This window comes from Leekyejoonella antrihumi, assembly GCF_007845645.1.
GTDB classification, from domain to species: domain Bacteria; phylum Actinomycetota; class Actinomycetes; order Actinomycetales; family Dermatophilaceae; genus Leekyejoonella; species Leekyejoonella antrihumi.
On the sequence record NZ_VCQV01000014.1, the window covers coordinates 59517 to 77955 of the forward strand.

General features: G+C 68.1%; 18 protein-coding genes. 13 read left to right on the forward strand and 5 right to left on the reverse strand.

Translation table 11 applies throughout. The features are described 5' to 3' along the window. Positions 1 to 22 precede the first annotated feature (22 nt). From FGL98_RS11465 to FGL98_RS25420, 5 genes are all read left to right on the forward strand, one after another. A complete protein-coding gene (locus FGL98_RS11465; RefSeq protein ID WP_222432130.1) occupies positions 23 to 490 on the forward strand; it encodes a MarR family transcriptional regulator in 468 nt (155 codons plus the stop codon). Continuing rightward, entirely contained in the window at positions 487 to 3387 is a 2901-nt protein-coding gene (gene lgt, locus FGL98_RS11470; protein ID WP_146316905.1) for a prolipoprotein diacylglyceryl transferase, read from the forward strand. The genes FGL98_RS11465 and lgt overlap by 4 nt, the downstream gene beginning before the upstream one ends. Positions 3388 to 3455: 68 nt before the next feature. Further along, complete coding sequence (locus FGL98_RS11475) at positions 3456 to 4016, forward strand: MarR family winged helix-turn-helix transcriptional regulator (protein ID WP_186526112.1); 561 nt, start codon at positions 3456 to 3458, stop codon at positions 4014 to 4016. Then, positions 4013 to 6082 (forward strand): chloride channel protein, encoded by a 2070-nt coding sequence (locus tag FGL98_RS11480; protein ID WP_146316907.1) that lies wholly within the window; start codon positions 4013 to 4015, stop codon positions 6080 to 6082. Before FGL98_RS11475 ends, FGL98_RS11480 begins: the two co-directional genes overlap by 4 nt. 94 nt (positions 6083 to 6176) lie before the next feature. Further along, the gene (locus FGL98_RS25420; RefSeq protein ID WP_186526113.1) at positions 6177 to 6341 is read left to right on the forward strand and encodes a hypothetical protein; all 165 of its coding nucleotides are present in this window, start codon (positions 6177 to 6179) and stop codon (positions 6339 to 6341) included. A gap of 29 nt (positions 6342 to 6370) precedes the next feature. Here the strand turns inward: FGL98_RS25420 and FGL98_RS11485 are convergent, their stop codons facing one another. Continuing rightward, complete coding sequence (locus tag FGL98_RS11485; protein ID WP_222432131.1) at positions 6371 to 7336, reverse strand: asparaginase; 966 nt, start codon at positions 7334 to 7336, stop codon at positions 6371 to 6373. A 113-nt stretch (positions 7337 to 7449) separates the two neighbouring features. Here FGL98_RS11485 and FGL98_RS11490 point away from each other — a divergent pair, with 113 nt between their 5' ends. From FGL98_RS11490 to FGL98_RS11500, 3 genes are all read left to right on the forward strand, one after another. Next, positions 7450 to 8400 carry a DMT family transporter gene (locus FGL98_RS11490; protein WP_146316909.1) on the forward strand — a complete coding sequence of 317 codons (951 nt, stop codon included), beginning with the start codon at positions 7450 to 7452 and terminating at the stop codon, positions 8398 to 8400. Between the two features lie 106 nt (positions 8401 to 8506). Then, on the forward strand, positions 8507 to 9022 hold the full coding sequence (locus tag FGL98_RS11495; RefSeq protein WP_246136506.1) for an O-acetyl-ADP-ribose deacetylase: 516 nt from the start codon (positions 8507 to 8509) through the stop codon (positions 9020 to 9022). A 141-nt stretch (positions 9023 to 9163) separates the two neighbouring features. Further along, positions 9164 to 10348 (forward strand): DUF3533 domain-containing protein, encoded by a 1185-nt coding sequence (locus FGL98_RS11500; RefSeq protein WP_146316911.1) that lies wholly within the window; start codon positions 9164 to 9166, stop codon positions 10346 to 10348. An 87-nt stretch (positions 10349 to 10435) separates the two neighbouring features. On the opposite strand, the gene FGL98_RS11505 is transcribed toward FGL98_RS11500, so the two are convergent. Next, positions 10436 to 12010 (reverse strand): DHA2 family efflux MFS transporter permease subunit, encoded by a 1575-nt coding sequence (locus FGL98_RS11505; protein ID WP_146316912.1) that lies wholly within the window; start codon positions 12008 to 12010, stop codon positions 10436 to 10438. Positions 12011 to 12283: 273 nt separating this feature from the next. Next, positions 12284 to 12844: a dienelactone hydrolase family protein gene (locus FGL98_RS11510; RefSeq protein ID WP_146316913.1), complete on the reverse strand. Its 561-nt coding sequence runs from the start codon at positions 12842 to 12844 to the stop codon at positions 12284 to 12286. A gap of 88 nt (positions 12845 to 12932) precedes the next feature. Between FGL98_RS11510 and FGL98_RS11515 the strand changes: the two genes are divergently transcribed. After that, a complete protein-coding gene (locus tag FGL98_RS11515; protein ID WP_146316914.1) occupies positions 12933 to 13337 on the forward strand; it encodes a hypothetical protein in 405 nt (134 codons plus the stop codon). Between the two features lie 9 nt (positions 13338 to 13346). Here FGL98_RS11515 and FGL98_RS11520 read toward each other — a convergent pair whose 3' ends face one another. Beyond that, positions 13347 to 14369 (reverse strand): 6-phosphofructokinase, encoded by a 1023-nt coding sequence (locus FGL98_RS11520; protein WP_146316915.1) that lies wholly within the window; start codon positions 14367 to 14369, stop codon positions 13347 to 13349. Positions 14370 to 14444: 75 nt separating this feature from the next. On the opposite strand from FGL98_RS11520, the gene FGL98_RS11525 reads away from it, so the two are divergent. From FGL98_RS11525 to FGL98_RS11535, 3 genes are all read left to right on the forward strand, one after another. Further along, entirely contained in the window at positions 14445 to 14933 is a 489-nt protein-coding gene (locus FGL98_RS11525; RefSeq protein WP_246136507.1) for an 8-oxo-dGTP diphosphatase, read from the forward strand. 156 nt (positions 14934 to 15089) lie between these two features. Beyond that, positions 15090 to 15896, forward strand: coding sequence for an alpha/beta fold hydrolase (locus tag FGL98_RS11530; protein ID WP_146316917.1), 807 nt, complete (start codon positions 15090 to 15092; stop codon positions 15894 to 15896). Positions 15897 to 15948: 52 nt separating this feature from the next. Continuing rightward, entirely contained in the window at positions 15949 to 16446 is a 498-nt protein-coding gene (locus tag FGL98_RS11535; RefSeq protein ID WP_146316918.1) for an OsmC family protein, read from the forward strand. Between the two features lie 16 nt (positions 16447 to 16462). Here the strand turns inward: FGL98_RS11535 and FGL98_RS11540 are convergent, their stop codons facing one another. Beyond that, positions 16463 to 16840 carry a rhodanese-like domain-containing protein gene (locus FGL98_RS11540; protein ID WP_146316919.1) on the reverse strand — a complete coding sequence of 126 codons (378 nt, stop codon included), beginning with the start codon at positions 16838 to 16840 and terminating at the stop codon, positions 16463 to 16465. A 195-nt stretch (positions 16841 to 17035) separates the two neighbouring features. Between FGL98_RS11540 and FGL98_RS11545 the strand changes: the two genes are divergently transcribed. Next, complete coding sequence (locus FGL98_RS11545; RefSeq protein ID WP_146316920.1) at positions 17036 to 18415, forward strand: glucose-6-phosphate dehydrogenase; 1380 nt, start codon at positions 17036 to 17038, stop codon at positions 18413 to 18415. The last annotated feature ends 24 nt before the right edge of the window (positions 18416 to 18439 follow it).

Sequence of the window (18439 nt, forward strand, 5' to 3'; positions counted from 1 at the left end):
TGCCATAGGTAAGGAGAGGCTCGTGGTGTCACGCGACAGCTCCGCACTCGGCGTCGAGGTCGTTGATGAGGTGTTGACTGCAACGCGCGCGCTGATCGGTCTGAGCGCGAGGTCGTTGGGGGTCCTGGGCGAAGACCTGTCGGCCGCGCAGTACCGCGCGTTGGTCGTGCTGGCCGCCAGGGGACCGCAGCGGATGGTGGATCTCGCCGAGGTGCTGCAGGTCAGCGCGTCAACGGCCGGACGGATGTCGGACCGATTGGTCCGCAAGGGTTTCGTGCGCCGCCAGCGTGCTCGAGCAGATCGCCGCATCGTGATGGTCTCCCTCAGCCGCGAGGGCCGCCGCATGCTCGATGAAGCCACCGCCGTCCGACGGGTGATGATCGGCGATGCCCTCACGGCGCTCTCCGCCACAGAACAACGGGCCGCGGCCGCCGCGCTGCGCGCCCTGTCGCGAGCGCTCGGGGAGATTCCGGACGAGGACTGGCCGTGAACGCGGTGTGGCAGTGGGCGACTCGTCGGGCGCAGCCCCGGCCCGAGCCGCGGACGGCGGCGGGATGGCTGCGGGGTAGCCGGCTCGGCCTGCTGTGCGCGGCGGCGCTCGTCGGCGTGGGCGCCGGGTTCGGCGCGGTCGCCTTTCGGTACCTCATCTTTGCCTTCACCTGGCTGGCGACAGGGCGCACCAACTTCGGTCAGCAGGGTCGGGTGGACAGCTCCCACCTGCCCTGGCTGGGCCCGGCCTTCTTCGTGCTCGTCCCGGTCGTCGGTGGCCTCTTGTACGGGCCGCTGATCTACCGCTTCGCCCGCGAGGCCCGCGGCCATGGCGTGCCCGAGGTGATGATCGCAGTAGCCGAGAACGGCGGTCGGATCCGGCCCCAGGTCAGCGGGGTGAAGGCGGTGGCCTCCGCGCTGTGCATCGGCGTGGGCGGCTCGGTGGGGCGGGAGGGCCCGATCGTGCAGATCGGCTCGGCGCTGGCGTCCTCTCTGGGCCAGTGGGTGCGTATGCCGGAGAACCGGCTGCGCGTCCTGGTGGCCTGTGGCGCGGCGGGCGGCATCTCCGCGACCTTCAATGCTCCGATCACCGGCGTGCTCTTCGGGGTCGAGCTGATCCTGCGGGAGTTCTCGATCGATGCGATCTTCACTGTGATGCTCTCGGCGATGCTCGCCGACGTGATCTCACGGGTGTTCTTCGGCTCCGCGGCCTTCCTCACCGGATTTCCGCATGACCTGGTCATCGGCCACTCCTACGACTACGTGCTGGTCGCGGGGCTCGCGGTGATTGCGGCGCTGCTCGGGCTGGCCTTCACCAAGGTGCTCTACGCGACGGAGGACCTGTGCGACCGCACGTGGGGGCAGCGTCCCGAGTGGGCACGGCCCGCCGTAGGCGGCATCCTGCTCGGGCTGTTGCTGCTGGCAGTGCCGCAGTTGTACGGCGTCGGTTATCCGGTGATGTTTCACGCCGCCGCCGGCAACTATGCGCTCTGGTTCCTGGTCGTGCTGGCGTTGGGCAAGATGCTCGCCTGCAGTGTGACCATCGGCATCGGCGGCTCCGGCGGGGTTTTCGCGCCGTCGCTGTTCATCGGCGCGACGGCCGGCATGGCTTTTGGCGACGTGGCAGGCCACCTGTTCGGGCCGGCCGCCGGATCGCCGGTGATCTACGCGATAGTCGGCATGGCTGCGGTCTTTGCGGCCGCCGCTCGGGGTCCGTTGACCGCGTTGGCCAGCGTGGTGGAGATGACCGGCGACTTCACCCTGACCCTGCCGGTGATGCTGGCCGCGGCGATCTCCACCACCATCTCCCGTGCGCTCTCACACGGCACCATCTACACCACCAAGCTGATCCGGCGCGGCACGGACATCGACCGGACAACCGCTGGGCATGCCTTCGATGCGCTCAGCGTCGCCGACGCCATGCACCCCTTCCCCGCTCCGGTCCCCGCCGATCGTCACCCAGGCTCCCGTGAGCCCACCTCGAGTGCTGTCTCGGGCCTCCCGCCGGATGCCCGGCTGTATCGGCTGCTCGGAGCGGTCACTCGCATCCGCGAGCCGCAGGCGCTGTTCTCCGACGACAGCCTCGCGCAGGTGCTGCGGCAGTTGGTCCGCTATGGCCGGGACGGCCTGCCGGTGCTGTCCACCGACGGCCACCAGTTGCAGGGTTGGGTCACCAACCAGAATGTGCTGCGAGCCGTGTCCGCCGGCCTGTTCGCCGCCGAACCCACCGCCGAACGCCGCACGGCGGAATGGGCCGACCCGCACCCGCAGGGCCCCGATCGCGACCCCGGCACCCGGCGGAGCGGCTACCGCATCGTCGAGTACACGCTTACCGAGGACACCGTTGCCGTCGGGGGCAGGCTCGAAGCAATCGACTGGCCGCCCGGGTACCTGCCGGTCTCGGTCTTGCACAGCCGCCGACTCGTCGACCCGGATCCGTCGCTCCGGTTGTTGCCCGGGGGACCGGATCAGCGTCCTGACTCCGACGCCCAGCGCGGAGCTCTCGACCGGGCTGTCCGGCGTCGACGGCCCGGTGGACTCGGGCCCGCCGAGCCTCGACGGCGAGGGGCCGTCGATGATGGACTCATCATGATCCCCGGATCCTTTGCCATGAGCATCCCGAGCCCGCCGACCAACGGCATCCACGTTGGTCCGATCGAGCTGCACTTCTACGGCCTGATGTATGTCGTCGGGATCGCCGCCGCGATCTGGCTGGCCCGGCGACGGTGGCAGGCCGCCGGCGGCGATCCTTCTCTGATCGACGAGATCGCGATCTGGTCCGTGCCCGCGGGGATCGTCGGCGGCCGCATCTACTTCGACATCACCACTCCGGCGGTGATGCCACACCACTGGTGGGGACCGTTCGCGGTCTGGGACGGCGGTCTGGGCATCTGGGGTGGGATTGCGCTGGCAGCGGTGGTGGGGCTGTGGCGAGTCCATCGGCGGGGTGCCGGCATGGGCCTGGTCATGGACGCCGTGGCGCCGTCCCTGCTGCTCGCCCAGGGCATCGGCCGGATCGGCAACTACTTCAATCAGGAGCTCTTCGGCGGTCCGACCAGCCTGCCGTGGGCGCTGCAGATCGCGCCGCGCTTTCGGCCGCCGGGGTATGCGCAGTACCCGACGTTTCACCCCACCTTCTTGTACGAGCTGATCTTCGACCTGGCGTGGGCCGGCTTCCTCATCTGGCTCGGCCGCACCGGCAGATTCCGGCCGCCCAGCCTGTTCGCCCTCTACGTCGCGGGATACTCCGCGTTCCGCATCTTCGAGGAGTCGCTGCGCATCGACTACTCCCAGCACATCCTGGGCCTGCGGCTGAACACCTTTGTCGCCAGTGGGCTGGCCCTGATCGGGATTGGGTGGTTCCTGTGGCTGCTCCGAAAGCCGCGGCCGGCTGCCTGAGGTGACCCGCGGGGTCCTTCGACGACGCAATAGGTGCGCACTGCAATAGTTGCAGTATGCTACTCGCCGTGTCTTCGAGTAGAGATCCAGTTGCGGCGGAGCTGGCGGGCGACGACGCCGCCACGATGCTCGCCGGTCAGTCCGATGTCGTCGATGCCGTGCTCGCCGCCAACCGGGTGTTCGTCGCGGTCGCGGCCGGGGCCCTGGCGGACGTCGAGCCGGAGGTCACGCTGCCCCAGTTCCGGGCTCTCGTGCTCTGCGAGATGCACGGCACGATCACCGTCGCGGAGCTCGCCGCGGCGATGGGGGTGGTGCCGTCGACCGCAACCCGGATGTGCGACCGCCTGGTGGCCAAGAAGCTGCTGGACCGTGCCACCGATGAGGTCAATCGCCGGCAGGTAAACCTGCGGCTCCGGCCGGAGGGTCGCACCCTGATCGATCAAAGCACCCGCAAGCGCACCGACGAGATCGGCCAGCTTCTCGCGGTGATCCCCCCGGAGGACCAGGCGCGTCTGACGGAGGGCCTGGCCCTTCTGGTCGAGGCCGCGCACGGTTCGGACCGCACTCGACCATCGCGTCGGCCACTGGCCGGTCGCGGAGGCAAGAACGACCAGGAGCGTGACGCATGACCGCCGTGATCCAGACCAGGCTCCGATCGTTCGGAGCCGGAGCCGGAGGGTGGATTCGGCGCACCAGCTACCTGAAGAAGTGGGTCGTGCTCGGCACGGCGATCGGGGTGATCGCGGGACTGGGCGCCGTCGTGTTCTACATGGCCCTGCAAGCGGCCGGTCACCTGCTGCTCGATGACATCGGTGGCTACGTCGTTCCCACGCCGACCGGCGAGGGTGGGGCCGCCGGAGACGGCACCCACTTCAGCCGATGGTGGGCGATTCCGCTCGTGGTCGCCCTGGGCGGTCTGATCTCAGGGTTCCTGGTCTTCAAGTTCGCTCCGGAGGCGGAGGGCCACGGGACGGACGCGGCGATCGACGCCGTGCATCGCAACCCGCGAATGATCCGCATGCGGGCCGTGGTCGTCAAGCTCATCACCTCGGCCATCACCATCGGCTCGGGTGGCTCCGGTGGCCGGGAAGGCCCGACGGCACAGATCTCGGCCGGGTTCGGGTCGTTGCTGGCCCGCACGCTAGACCTCTCCCCGGAGGAGGGACGGATCGCGGTCTCGGTCGGCATCGGCTCGGGTATCGGCGCAATCTTCGGTGCGCCCCTGGGTGGGGCGGTGCTTGCCGCGGACATCGTCTACAAGGACGACTTCGAGACCGAGGCGCTGATCCCGGGTCTGGTGACCTCGATCGTCGCGTACACCGTCTTCGGCTTCCTCGAGAGCTTCCACCCGATGTTCGGGTACGCCGCGCCCGGTTATGAGTTCCATGAGCCGATCCAGCTGGTCTGGTTCGCCATCATCGGCATCGTCGCCGGCGGGGTGGGGCTCCTCTACAGCGACACCTTCTACCGGGTGGCGGCCTTCTCGAAGAGCCTGCGCCTCAGCCCGATCGTCAAGCCGGCGATCGGTGGCCTGCTCGTCGGGCTGATGGCACTTGCGATCCCGCAGGTGCTCGGCACCGGCTACGGCTGGGTCCAGGTCTCGTTGAATCGCGAGGGGCTGCTCGGCATACCGCTGTGGGCCATCCTGCTGCTGCCGTTTGCTCGCATCCTGGCGACGTCCCTGTCCATCGGTTCCGGCGGTTCCGGTGGCATCTTCGGCCCGGGCATGGTCATCGGGGCGTTCACCGGAGGCGCCGTATGGCGGGTGCTCGAGACGTTCGCGCCGGGTGTGCCACACAGCCCGGCACCGTTCGTCATCGTCGGAATGATGGCCTGCTTCGGCGCGATCGCGCGAGCGCCTCTGGCGATCATGCTGATGGTCGCCGAGATGACCGGGAGCCTGACGATCCTGGCGCCGGCCATGGTCGCGGTCGGCCTCGCGTACCTCATCGTGCGGCACTTCGACAAGACGATCTATGTCAGCCAGCTGGCCAACCGAGAAGAGGCGCGCTCGGCCCGGCTCAAGCACGGACTGCCGTTGCTCGGCCGGGTGCAGGTGGTCGACGCAATGTCGATCCCACACCTGGTGCTGTCCGACACCTTGAAGGTGCGGGAGGCCATCGAGCAACTGCGGTCCGCGGGTGTGCCCGGGGCCCCCGTGGTCGACTCGCGGTCGCAGTTCGTCGGCACGGTCGACGTCCATGACCTCGAGGCGCTGGATGCGGCCGAGTCGACACTGACCCGGCGGGCGGACGCCGCGGCGGCCACGGTGCCGGTCGACGCGAACCTCGACCAGGCCATCGACGCCATGCCGTCGACCAGCCACTGGATCACCGTGCTGGATGAGGAGCGGCAGGTGCAGGGCATCCTCGCGTTCAGCGACATCGTGCGCGCCTACCACCGTGGTGCGCGCTCCCAGGCCCGTCAGATGTCGCGGGTGTCATCCAACGCGGGCGTCGCCGAGGTGCACGTCGGCGAGGGCTCGCCGCTGGTTGGGCACACGCTGCGCGAAGAGCTGCTGCCGGACGGGGTCATCGTCATCTCGGTGCGTCGGGAGGACGGGATGATGCTCGGGCTCGGGTCGGTCCAGATGCGCGTCGGTGACGAGGTCACGGTGCTCGTGCGACCCGACATGGAGGACGACGTTCGGAAGCTCTTCATGGGGGAAGAGGCCCTCGACGCTCGACCGGGCTGAGCGAAGCAGTGCGCGGCATGTCGCAGCTCCGTGATCCGGACCTTCGTCGCTGGGCACCCGTCGATTTCTCACGTTGCGGGCATAGTGTTCGAGCATGACTGGGAAGTCGGGGCAACTGCTGCTTGTGCTGGCGATGGTGGCCGTCATCGTCGGGGTGGACGTTCTCTTCTTTCGCAATCATCTGTGGGCCCGGCTCATGGTGAATGTCGGGATCGTGCTGGTCTTCGGCGCGTTCTATCTCAGGTTCCTCAGGCGCTGACCGGCTCGGGTTCGATTGCCGACCGTTGATCAGCCGCGGGCGCGGTAGGCGGCGGCGATGGTCTGGTGGTCGGCTCCGGTGCTCAGCAGCGCCAGCAGCAGCAGCCGCGCTTTGTAGGGGTCGAGGGATCCGGCGGGGATCAGTCCGCGTGCGATGAGGTCGGTTTCCGCGCCCGGCGCGAAGTAGGTGTGCGTGAGCACGGGGCCCGCGCCGGTTCGCGAGGCGAGCACGACCGGCATACGTTTGGCCAGCTCGCCGAGGCGTTCCACCAGCCGATCAGGCACGTGGCCCGCGCCGAACCCGGCGACCACCAGTCCGTCGCAGCCGTCCAGCGCCTCCAGTATCGTGCCGTCGTCGCCGAGGGTTGTGACAACCAGCGGCACCCGGGCGGAGACCCGTGCGGGGGCCGGGAGCGGCGGGTTTCGGGGGACCGTCGTCACCAGTCGCGGCTCACCCTCGGCGAGCCGACCCAGTGGACCGGCATTCGGCGACACGAAGGTCGAGGGGCTGGTGCTGTGCCGTTTGGCCACGAAACGGGCCGCGTGGATCTCATCGTTCAGCACGAGCAGGACACCGAGCCCGCGGAACCGGTCGTCGGCCGCTGTCTGCACCGCGGCCAGCAGGTTGGCCGCGCCATCGGGTCCGGCCAGGGTGGGACCCCGCATGGCACCGGTGAACACCACGGGACGGTCGTCGCCCCAGAAGAGATCGACGAAGTAGGCGGTCTCCTCCAACGTGTCGGTCCCCTGCACCACCACGATGCCGTCGGCCTCCGATGCGCGTGCGGTATGCAGCACCTCCAGCAGGTGGTCGAAGGTCAATGATCCGCTCGGGCAGCTGCGCAGATCGTGCACTTCCAGGTCGGCGTCCACCGCGGCCAGGCCGGGTGTTGCCGCGACGAGCTGGTCACCCAGCAGGCGAACGGTCCGGCCCTCGTGAACGGTGCTTGCGCTGATGGTGCCACCGAGGAAGAGAATGCAGATGGTGCGGCTCACGACACGACCGTATCCCGTCCGGGCCGGCATGCGCCTCCCTGAGACAGCGCCGGGGCGCGCGCCGGTAGGCTGCCAATGATCGGCACGACAACAGGCGAGCACGAGGATGCAGGGTGAGCGTAGGGGTAGTTGTCGGGCTCACGCTGGGTGGTGCCGTCGCATTCGGCGCATCCAGCGCATTGAAGCATGCGAGCGCCGCGGAGGCGCCGGATGCGCAGAGCATGCGACCCTCGCACATCGGCAGGTTCATTCGGGCCACCGTGACGCATCGGCTGTGGCTGGGTGCGGTGGTTTGCGACGTCGTCGGGCTGGTGCTGCAGATCTTTGCGTTGCACCTGGGTGCTCTGGCGCTCGTGCAACCACTGCTGGTGAGCGGCTTGGTGTTCGCCTTGATCTTTCGATGGCTCTTCGGGACCGAGTCCCTGAACCGCCGCCAGGGCCTATGGGCGTTGATTCTCACCGCCTCGTTGGCCGTCTTCTTGCTGATGTCTGCGCCGCACAGTGCGTCCGGAGGCCCGGAGCACGTCGACAAGGTCCCTGCGATCGTCGTGGGGTGCCTCGGCATCGTGATGGTCCTCGTGCTGATCGAGCTGGGCCGTCGCCAGCGGGTGCACCATCAAAAGGCCGCAGTGCTCGGCATCGCAGTCGGCATCGTGTATGCCGCGAGCGCCGCCCTCCTGAAGGCGGTCACCGATGTGGCTTCGAGCGGGTTGTTGCACATCTTCACCAGCTGGCAGCTCTACGCCTTCGTGGCCGCGGGTGCGACCGGGTTGCTGCTGAACCAGCTGGCGTTCCAGGCGGGTCCCCTCTCGGCGAGCCTGCCGGCGACGTCGACCGTGGATCCGCTGCTCAGCATCGTGATCGGCGTCGCGATCTACGACGAGCAGGTGCGGCACAGCCCCTTCGACAGCGTGGTGCTGGTGGCCGTCCTGCTGGTGGTGGGGCTGGCGGTCGTCCAGCTGGTCCGCGCCACCGAGACAGGAGACTCCACCGAGCCGCGAGTAGATCCCACCGAGAGCGGAGATGTTTCCCGCGAGCCGCGAGTTGATCCCACCGAACCGTGAGTTGAGAACCGCGAGCCGCGAGTTGATCCCGCGTCGTCACCGAGAAGTCACCTTTAGCAACCGAGAAGTCAGTTCTGGCGCCGACGCACCGTCCTACCCTGGTGGGGTGAGCGGTATCGAGTGCATCCGTGGTGACATCACCACCCAACGCGTGGACGCCATAGTCAACGCGGCGAACTCTTCGCTGCTCGGCGGTGGCGGCGTCGACGGCGCGATCCACCGCGCAGCCGGGCCGGGACTGTTGGACGAATGCCGGCGGCTGCGCGGCACGAGTCTGGCCGACGGCCTACCGGTGGGCCGCGCGGTTGCCACCGGTGGCCACGACCTGCCCGCGCGGTGGGTGATCCACACCGTGGGTCCCAACCGGCACCGCGGCGAGTCCGACCCCGCACTGCTGGCCGCCTGCTTCAGCAACAGCCTTGACGCCGCCGCGACGATCGGTGCACGCACGATCGCCTTCCCGGCAGTGAGCGCCGGTGTGTACGGATGGGACGCCGCCGAGGTCGCGCGCGTCGCCCTCGGGGCCGTGCGCCCGAGAGTGCAGGACTTCGAACTGATCCGATTCGTGCTCTTCAGCGATCGGCTGCTCAACGCATTCATTCGTGCCGCCGAAGACGCGTAGCTCCCCACGCCACTCGGAAGGTCATGCATGACTTCTCGATGGAAATTCCTGACTTCTCGGGTGCAATTGGTGACCTCTCGGGCGATCAGATGCTGCGGAACCTCGATACCGTGACCCTGCACTCGAGGAAGGGACGGCGCGATGGACGACGATGCACACGAGGACACCGGTGGCCCGGACGAGCCGTACGATGCACCCCGGGAGCGGCGGCGCCGGCGGGCGGGCACGATCTACGGCCCCGCCGACGGATACGAGCGCAGCCGAGACGAGCCGATGCGCAGCCGCCTCAAGGATGTGCTCGGCCCGCGCACGATCGGCCTGCTGATCGGCGCCATACTGGTGCAGTTCGGCTTCATCGCCTCCTACGTCGGAGCATTCCACGACCCGCAGCCGCATGCGCTGACGGTCACCGTCGTCGCCAGCCACGGCTGGCAGGGCTACGTCTCCAATGAGCTGAATGCGGTGCCGGGTAAGCCGGTGTGGGCCTACGCCTCCACCGATGAGGCGTCCGCCAAGCAGAACCTGAAGGACGGAAAACGGCAGGCGGTCTACCTCTTCAACCGCGACGGCACCAAGGACACGCTGCTGGTCAACTCGGCCGAGGGCTCGTCGATCACGGCCGCCATGGAGACGATCTTCCACCAGGTCGCGACCAAGAAGCATCGGACGCTGGCGGTGAATGACGTTGTGCCCGTGCAGAAGGGGGACGAGCGCGGTCTCACCAGCTTCTACCTCGTGGTCGGCTGGCTGGTCGGCGGCTACCTGATGGCGTCGCTGCTCGGCATCCGCAAGGGTCCGAAGGCGCGCAACTTCCGGCGGGTGCTGTGGCGGCTGTTCGGTTGTCTGGCCTACGCATGCCTCTCCGGCCTCGGTGGTGCGTGGATCGTCGGGCCACTTCTGGGCGCACTCACCGGCCACTTCTGGGCGATGGCGGGCATCGGGATGCTGCTGTCGATGTGCGCGTCGATCTTCACGATGGGGATGGAGGCCCTCTTCGGCATCATCGGGGTAGGCGTGAGCATTGTGCTCTTCGTGGTGCTGGGCAACCCGAGTGCCGGCGGTGCATTCGGCTATCAGCTGCTGCCCACCTTCTGGCGGGTGATCGGACCGTGGCTGCCCAACGGTGCAGGCGTCGACTCCGTGCGCAGCGTGGTCTATCTCGGCGGCACCGACATCCGGTTCCACCTGGCAGTGATCGCCTGGTGGCTGGTGGTCGGCCTGCTGGCGCTGCTGCTGGTCAGCAACAACACCTACTGGGGCTTCACGCAGAAGCGCCCGGTGAGCGATGACCAGCGCGAGCCCGAGGGTATGGACGCTCGGTCCTGAGCGCGCGAGCGCGGAGGCAGCGCGTGCAGTGGATTCGTCGGCTATAGCTCACGAATCCACTGCAGCTCGTCCGTGCCGTATGCCGTGTCAGTGCATGATCACGGGCGACTGCTTCTCCTCGTTCTTGGCCTTGGGCTCGGCTTTCATCGGGAGCAGGAGCGCCGGGATGACCGTGAGCGCGACCAGGATCGCGGCCACCCAGTAGGTGTCGGCGAAGGCCTTGCCGGCTTCCTGGGCGGCCGCGTCGAGGAACTGCGGTACGCCACCCAGATGCTGGATCAGCGCGGCGATCTGCGGATTGGTCTTCGCGGCCGTCGGGTCGTTGGCCAGTGCCTGGCCGGCGGCGGCGAGCGGCGAGCTCTTCAGATGGCTGGTCAGCACTGTCGACATGACGGCGACACCGACCGACGACCCCACCTGCTGGATGATGTTGATCAGTGTCGACCCTCGTGCGACCTCGCGGTGCTTCAGCGTCTTCAGTGCCGCGGTCATGATCGGCATCATGGTCGCGCCCATGCCGAGGCCCATGATGAACAGCACGGCGATCAGATAGGTGTAGGACGTCGTCGACGAGAGCTGGGTCAGCGCAAACATCCCGCCGATGATCAGCACCAGTCCTGCGGGGATGATGCGACCGATCGGGATCTTGTCGGCGAGCGCGCCGGCGATCGGCATGGTGAGCATGGCGCCGATCCCCTGCGGGGCGATCAGTAGACCGGACTGCAGTGTCGACTCACCACGCACCTGCTGGAAGTAGGTCGGCATCAGCAGCAGTCCGCCGAAGAAGGCGCAGACGAACAAGAACATCGTGACGGTCGATACGGTCAGCATCCTGTTCTTGAACAGCCGCAGATCCAGCAGCGGATGCTCGGGTCGGAAGGTGTGGAAGATGAAGGTCACGATCAGGACCAGGCCGATCAGCATGGTGATCCAGACCTTCGGCGCCGTCATGGTGCCCTCGCCGGGGATCGACGAGAGGCCATACAGGAACAGCGCAAGACCCGGCGACATCATCAGCATGCCCAGGAAGTCGAAGGACTCGGACGGCGTCGGATTGTCCTTTTCCAGGGCGAAGAATGCGTAGATGATCGCGATGACGCCGATGGGGGCGTTGATCAGGAAGATCCAGTGCCAACTGGCGTGCTCGATGAGGTAGCCGCCGAGGATGGGGCCGGCGATCGGGCCCAGCAGCATCGGCACCCCGAGGATCGCCATGAGGCGGCCGATCCGGTCGGGGCCTGCCGCGTGCGTCATGATCGTCATGCCCAGGGGCATCAACATGCCGCCGCCGAGGCCCTGCAGCACCCGGAAGACGATCAGCACCTGGATCGACCCGGCGGTCGCGCACAGGACGGACCCGCAGACGAACAGCAGCAGAGCCGTCATGTAGAGCCGCTTGGTGCCGAACCGGTCGGCGGCCCAGCCGGTCAGCGGGATGACTGTCGCCAGAGACAGGGTGTAGGCGGTGACGGTCCAGGCGACGGTGGCGTACGACACCGGGTTGCCGCCAGAGCCAAAGACGTTCTGGAAGGTCGGCAGCGCAACGTTGACGACCGTGATGTCGAGGATCGACATGATCGCGCCCAGGACGACCACCCCGGCGACTTTGAGAACCGCGCCATCGATCTTGTCGGGATATTCTCGGGTTTGCTCCGCGGACATGCGATCCTCTCGAAATGATCAGGCGAGGCAGGAGGCCATGCGTGTCCGGCAGTGCTCCTGGAAGATATCGGCGCACACTGGCGCCTTTACCAGAATACCTGTCGACGTTGGGTGATCTCCAGCGACTTCTTTGCGAGAACGTGAACGGCAACACGCCGCGATGCGTTGCTATTCCCGATCGCGGTGCACACCCCGTGCACGCATCTACTCACCTTGCAGATGCAAGTCTGTGGCACGACGGTTTCAACGTGGTTTCACGCTCCCGCGCCCCGGTCAGCGCACGAAGTCCCCGATGCGTTCCAGTGTCGCCGCCGTGGCCTGCTCGTCCCCGTCCGGGCCGTCCGTGTCGGTGAAGAGGTGACCGCGGCCGGGAGTGACCCAGTCCTCGAACGCGGCGCCGGAGGCCACCACCGCGCTACTCAGCGCCGTCACGTCGGCAAGGTCGATCCACGGGTCCTGGGCATACCGGTGGACCTGCACCGGCTGACCGGACCAGTCGCCTCGGGGGGCTGCGACTGAGTGCATCAGCAGCACCGCCCGGGCTGCGGGCCGCTTCAGGGAGAGGTTCTGGGCGAAGGCCGCTCCGAGCGAGAACCCGGCGAGCACCGTGTCGTCGGGCAGCGCCGCGAGCTGGGGCAGCAGCCGCTTCTTGAAGAGGGTGCCGGCGCCGACCTCGTCGCGGTAGGCGATTCCCTCACGTTCGGAGTCGAAGACCCGGCCGTCGTAGTAGTCCGGCGTCGTGACGTCGTGTCCTGCAGAACGCAGTTCCTCGGCGAATCGCAGGACCGATGGGCGCAGCCCGAGGGCGGAGTGCAGCAGCAGGATGTGGCTCACGGGTCCACCATCGCAGATAGCGGCCCCGGGGACCGGCCAGGTGCGGAATGATGGGGGAGACATTCGGCATACGACAAGGAGTGAACGCATGGAGACGCTCACGATCGAGGTGCGCGACGGCACGATCGACATGAGCGAGTCGTGGGTCTACGTGTGGCGGTCCAGGTCGCAGCCGGGTTCGCCGATCGTCTACGTCGGGTCGACCGGGATGCCACCGGTGCTGCGCACCTGGCTGCACCTGAATCATGAGGACCCCGACGTGGGTCGGGTGGGCCAGGGCTACCCCGACATCAATGAGGAGTCGCTGACCGTGCTCGCCTTCCGGCTCGACAACGACGTGGACCGGCAGACCGTCAAGCATGCCCTGATTGCGGCGCTGGCCCGAGACGGACGCCTCGGTCAGACCTACATCGGACCGCGTTCCGAGGACGTCCGAATGGAGCGCAAGGAGGCAGCCGTGACCGGCGAGATCCTCGCGGCCCTGCCCTCCTGAGGCGCCGAGTCACCCGAAAAGGATGGCGGCCTCGTCCCAGCGGTCGCGTGGGACGGACTTGAGCACGGTCGTGGCGTCGTGCAGGTCGACGTTCTTGATGTCGGTGCCCACCAGCGACACCATCGTGCCCCACTGCCGCGCGACGGCCGCATCCACCGACGCGGTGCCGAAACGGGTCGCCAGCACCCGGTCGTATGACGTGGGCACCCCGCCGCGCTGAAGGTGCCCGAGCGTGGCCGACCGGGTCTCGATCCCGGTGACCTCCTCGATCAGTGGTGCGAGCTGCTCACCGATCCCGCCGAGCCGGGGCCGACCGAATACGTCCAGTCCCCGCGGCGCGACCTCCCGCTCCTGCCCCTCCGGGATGAAGCCTTCCGCGACCACCACCGTCGGCGCGCGACCACGATCGCGTGCGGCCTCCACCCAGCGACAGATCTGCTGCAGCGTCACCGGCACCTCCGGGATCAGGACGGCATGGGCGCCGGCGGCGATCCCGGAGTGCAGCGCGATCCAGCCCACATGCCGGCCCATGACCTCCACCACCATGCAGCGATGGTGCGACTCGGCGGTCGTGCGGAGCCGGTCGATGGACTCGGTGGCGATCGAGACCGCGGTGTCGAACCCGAACGTGTAGTCCGTGGCGGACAGGTCGTTGTCGATCGTCTTCGGCACCCCGACGACGTTGATGCCGTCGTCGGACAGCCGCCGCGCCGCGGTCAGGGTGCCCTCGCCGCCGATCGCGATGACCGCGTCCATCTCGTGCTTCTGCATGACTTCGGCGATGCGCTGCGAGCCACCGGACTCGAACGGGTTGGTGCGCGAGGTGCCGAGGATCGTGCCGCCCTGCTTGGAGATGCCGCGGACCTCGGTCCGCTCCAGCGGCCGGATGTCGTCCTCGATGAGGCCGCGCCACCCGTCGCGGATGCCGAGGAAGGTCTCGTGATGGATGCGGTCGCCCTTGATCACAGCGCCACGGATCACGGCATTGAGGCCGGGGCAGTCTCCCCCGCTGGTCAGGATTCCGATCGTCACCTGTCAAAGCATGTCGGGTTTGCCGCAGCGGTGCTGCGGGCGGTCTCAAGGGGTGGAATGCGCCATGCTGGGCCGGTGACCGACGCGACCGCCCTGTGCCTGGCCTACCTCATCGACCCGGATGGGGCCGGCGGCCCGCGGGTGCTGCTCGGTCGCAAGCGGCAGGGGTTCGGCACCGGCAAGGTCGTGGGGCTCGGTGGCCACGTCGAAGCGGGCGAGACATCGGCGGCGGCGGCAGTGCGGGAGACGTATGAGGAGTCCGGGCTGACCGTCGCGCCCCGCGACCTGCGCACGGCGGGGCGGGTGGCGTTCCGATTCCCGGCCAACCCCGCGTGGGACATGGCGGTGGACCTCTTCGTCGTGACGCAGTGGACCGGCTCCGTGGTGGCCTCGCCCGAGCTCGATCCGGAATGGCGCCCGGTGGCCGACCTTCCGTGGGCGCAGATGTGGGACGACGCACGGATCTGGCTGCCGCACGTGCTGCGCGGTGAGCGGGTGACCGCCGACATCACGTATGACGACGCGGGCGCCCGCGTGGCCCGCGCCGACCTGCGCGTCGGCTGACCCCGCGCCCCCTCCCCGCCGAGGGGAGCACTTATCCGCCGAGTGGAGTACTTACAGCTACTCCGCTCGACGGTTACCTACTCCACTCGAGGGAGCGCTTGTCGTTTATGGTGCGACAGGAGCTGGCAGAGTTCGCACCGACGAAAGAGTGGATGCATGAGCACCATTGAATACTCGCGCAAGGGATCCGGGCCGAGCGTCGTGCTGGTGCACGGGATCGGGCACCAGCGCTCGGCCTGGGGTGAGGTCTTCGACCAGCTGGCGCAGGACTTCGACGTCATTGCAGTGGACCTGCCGGGGTTCGGCCGGTCGCCGGCGCCGACCGCGCCGCATACCTGGACGATGGACAGCTATGTCGAGCAGCTCGAGGAGCTCTTCGCCGACTTGGGGCTGGACCGCCCGCACGTCGTAGGTAACTCGCTCGGTGGCTACTTCTGCCTCCAGATGGCGGCGCGGGGCAGCGCTCGATCGGTGACGGCGTTGTCCCCGGCGGGCTTCTGGTCCCGGTTCGACCTCGCTCTGATCGCCACGAACCTGATCCCGATGAAGCTGGCCACCTACGCCCCGATGCCGGTGCTGGAGCTGTTTGCCCGCAAGGAGTCGCTGCGCAAGATCACCATGCGCGCGCTCTACGTGCACCCGGAACGGGTGACTGAGCAGGCGGCGCTGTCCGACTCGCTCAACCTGCGGCGGTCACCAGGGTTCTGGCCGTGTGTGTGGCACGGGCTGCCGTTGCGCTACATCGGTCGGCCGGTGGTGCCGACCACCATCGCCTGGGGAGACACCGACCGCATCCTGTCTCCGCGGCATGCGGACCGGGCGCGGCGAGGACTGCCGATGGTCCGGCACGCCTCCTTGCGGGCCTGCGGTCACGTGCCGATGCTGGACGATCCCGACGAGGTGTCGCGGCAGGTGCGCCAGACGATCGCCGAGGTTGATGCGCCGCACATCCTCGCGTCCTAGGGTGTGAGGGCCGGGAAGCACACTGGCACCCCTATCGACAAGGACGGGCACCATGACCAGCAGCGCTGACCACCGGTATGCCGCGCGCCTGACCTGGTCCGGGTCGACCGGAGGCGGCTACGACAGCTTCCCGCGCGAACACCACATCTCGGCCGCCGGCAAGCCGCAGGTGACGATGTCGGCCGACCCGCACTTTCGTGGTGATGCCGCGCTGGTCAACCCCGAGGAGCTGCTGGTGATGGCGGCCAGCAGCTGCCAGTTGCTCTCGTTCCTCGCGGTCGCCGCGCGGGCACGCCTCGATGTGACCTCCTACACCGACGAGGCCAGCGGTGTCATGCCCGAGGGCGGCCCGGTGATGTCGGTGACCGCGATCCACCTGCAGCCGACGATCGTGCTCGCGGAGGGCAGCCGCACCGATCGGCTGCAGCACCTGCTCGAGCTGGCGCACCAGGAGTGCTTTATCGCCAACTCGCTGCTCAGTCGGCTGATCGTCGATGCGAAGATCTTCGTCGGACAAGACCTCGTCACAACCGCGCACGTCGAGGACTGACGCCACCAGCTCGGGTCTAGTGGGTCGGTAGGCCGAGGTCGCGCCAGGCGTGGAACCCGCCTTCGACGTCGGTGACCCGCGTTCGCCCGGACCTGCGCATCGACTGGACGGCGACCAGTGAGGCGTCGCCCTCCTGGCACAGCAGAATCACCGGCGCGTCGTCCTGCGGCACGGCGAGTGCAGTGATCATCCCCCCGAGATCCGGGTGCACCTCGCCCTGTGCGGCCCGCTCGGCATCCGGGCGAAGGTCGATCAGCACCGCACGTCCATACAGCAGGTCCTGGTAGGCGGCGCGCGGGCTGAGCCGGTCGCGGACGGCCGAGCTGCGGCATACATCCGAGGCGAACAGCTGGGTCTGCCAGTGCGGATCGGCTGGGGTGGCGACCTGGGTCATGCGAAGTCCCCGGGGAGCGCGGGCGGCCCGCTCGACCGATTCCTACGAGAAGTGATGGAATACATAACTAAAGATTAAGTATGGCGTGTGGGTGCCCGTGAGCCCCGTCCCAGGATGTGGGCATCGTGATCGGTGCGGCCCATCGACGGACCGGCCTGCCGTTCTCCGCGCGGCCACCGTGACATGCTCGTGGCCATGACCGCAGATGCACCAGTGACGCTACTGATCCTCGGTGCCGGGGGAGACCTCACGCACCGGCTGTTGCTGCCGGGCCTCGCAAGCCTGCTCCAGGTGGAGCCGGACCGCCAGGTCCACGTGATCGGGGCCGATCGGGTGGAGATGACCGACGGCCAGTGGCGCGCCCGCCTGCGGGAGTCCTTCGGCACGGTGAAGACACCGCCGAAAATCACCAGCGCGGTGGCGAAGTCGTCGCACTACGTGCGCACCGACCTGCTCGACTCGAATGCGCTGAAAGCGCTGCTGGACGGGGTCAAGGGTCCGCTGGTGATCTACTTCGCGTTGCCGCCGGCGGTGTCGATCAAGGTGTGCGCCCTGCTGGCCGACCTGGACCTGCCCGACCCGACCCGACTGGCGCTGGAGAAGCCGTTCGGCACGGACGAGGCGTCCGCGCACGCCTTCAACGAGCAGCTGCACAAGGTCGTCCCCGAGAGCCAGATCTTCCGGGTCGACCACTTCCTCGGACGCTCGACGGTGCTCAACCTCATCGGCTTGCGCTTTGCGAACCGGATCATGCAACCGATCTGGAGCGCGGAGCACATCGAGCGGGTCGAGATCGTCTACGACGAGGACCTGGCGCTCGAGGGCCGCGCCGGTTACTACGACAGGGCGGGTGCGTTGCAGGACATGCTGCAAAGTCACCTGCTGCAGGCGATGGCGGTCTTTGCGATGGAGCCACTCGCGACGGTCGAGCCCAACGAGCTGCACGACCTGAAGGCCCAGGTGCTGCGGGCCACCCGCGTATGGGGTAACTCGCCCAGGCGTTCCACCCGCCGGGCCCGCTACACGGCCGGGCGGACGGGAGATCGGCGGGTGCCGGCCTACGTCAAGGAGAAGGACGTCGACCCGGACCGAATGACCGAGACGCTTGCGCAGGTCACCGTCGAGATCCGCAACAACCGCTGGCAGGGCGTGCCGTTCACGCTGCGCAGCGGCAAGGCGATGGCCGAGCCGCGCAAGCAGATCGTGGCCTACTTCCGTGAGGTGCCGCACGTGCCGGCGGGGTTCAATGGTGTCGCGGCTGCAGACAAGATGATCATCAACCTGACGCCGGGCGCCGTGTCGCTGGCTCTGACGATGAATGCCGAGGGCGACCCGCTCGACCTCGAGCAGAAGGTGCTGCGTGCTGAGCTTGCCGATGGGCGGATGCAGCCCTACGGCGAGGTGATTCGCGAGATCTTGGATGGCAACCCGCTGCTGACGGTGCGCGGTGACACGGCTGAATCATGCTGGCGCATCATGGATCCGGTGCTGAAGGCGTGGAGGTCGGGGCGGGTGCCGATGGAGGAGTATTCCGCCGGCTCGCAAGGTCCGGATGGCTGGCTTGCCGAGGACTGACAGGGCGCGACCGTCCCGGCCGGC

Coding starts and splice junctions, on each gene's coding strand:
- FGL98_RS11480 (WP_146316907.1), top strand. CDS start 4,013: ATGACCGCCGTGATCCAGACCAGGCTCCGATCGTTCGGAGCCGGAGCC.
- FGL98_RS25420 (WP_186526113.1), top strand. CDS start 6,177: ATGACTGGGAAGTCGGGGCAACTGCTGCTTGTGCTGGCGATGGTGGCC.
- FGL98_RS11500 (WP_146316911.1), top strand. CDS start 9,164: ATGGACGACGATGCACACGAGGACACCGGTGGCCCGGACGAGCCGTAC.
- FGL98_RS11505 (WP_146316912.1), bottom strand. CDS start 12,010: ATGTCCGCGGAGCAAACCCGAGAATATCCCGACAAGATCGATGGCGCG.
- FGL98_RS11515 (WP_146316914.1), top strand. CDS start 12,933: ATGGAGACGCTCACGATCGAGGTGCGCGACGGCACGATCGACATGAGC.
- FGL98_RS11530 (WP_146316917.1), top strand. CDS start 15,090: ATGAGCACCATTGAATACTCGCGCAAGGGATCCGGGCCGAGCGTCGTG.
- FGL98_RS11535 (WP_146316918.1), top strand. CDS start 15,949: ATGACCAGCAGCGCTGACCACCGGTATGCCGCGCGCCTGACCTGGTCC.
- FGL98_RS11540 (WP_146316919.1), bottom strand. CDS start 16,840: ATGACCCAGGTCGCCACCCCAGCCGATCCGCACTGGCAGACCCAGCTG.
- FGL98_RS11545 (WP_146316920.1), top strand. CDS start 17,036: ATGACCGCAGATGCACCAGTGACGCTACTGATCCTCGGTGCCGGGGGA.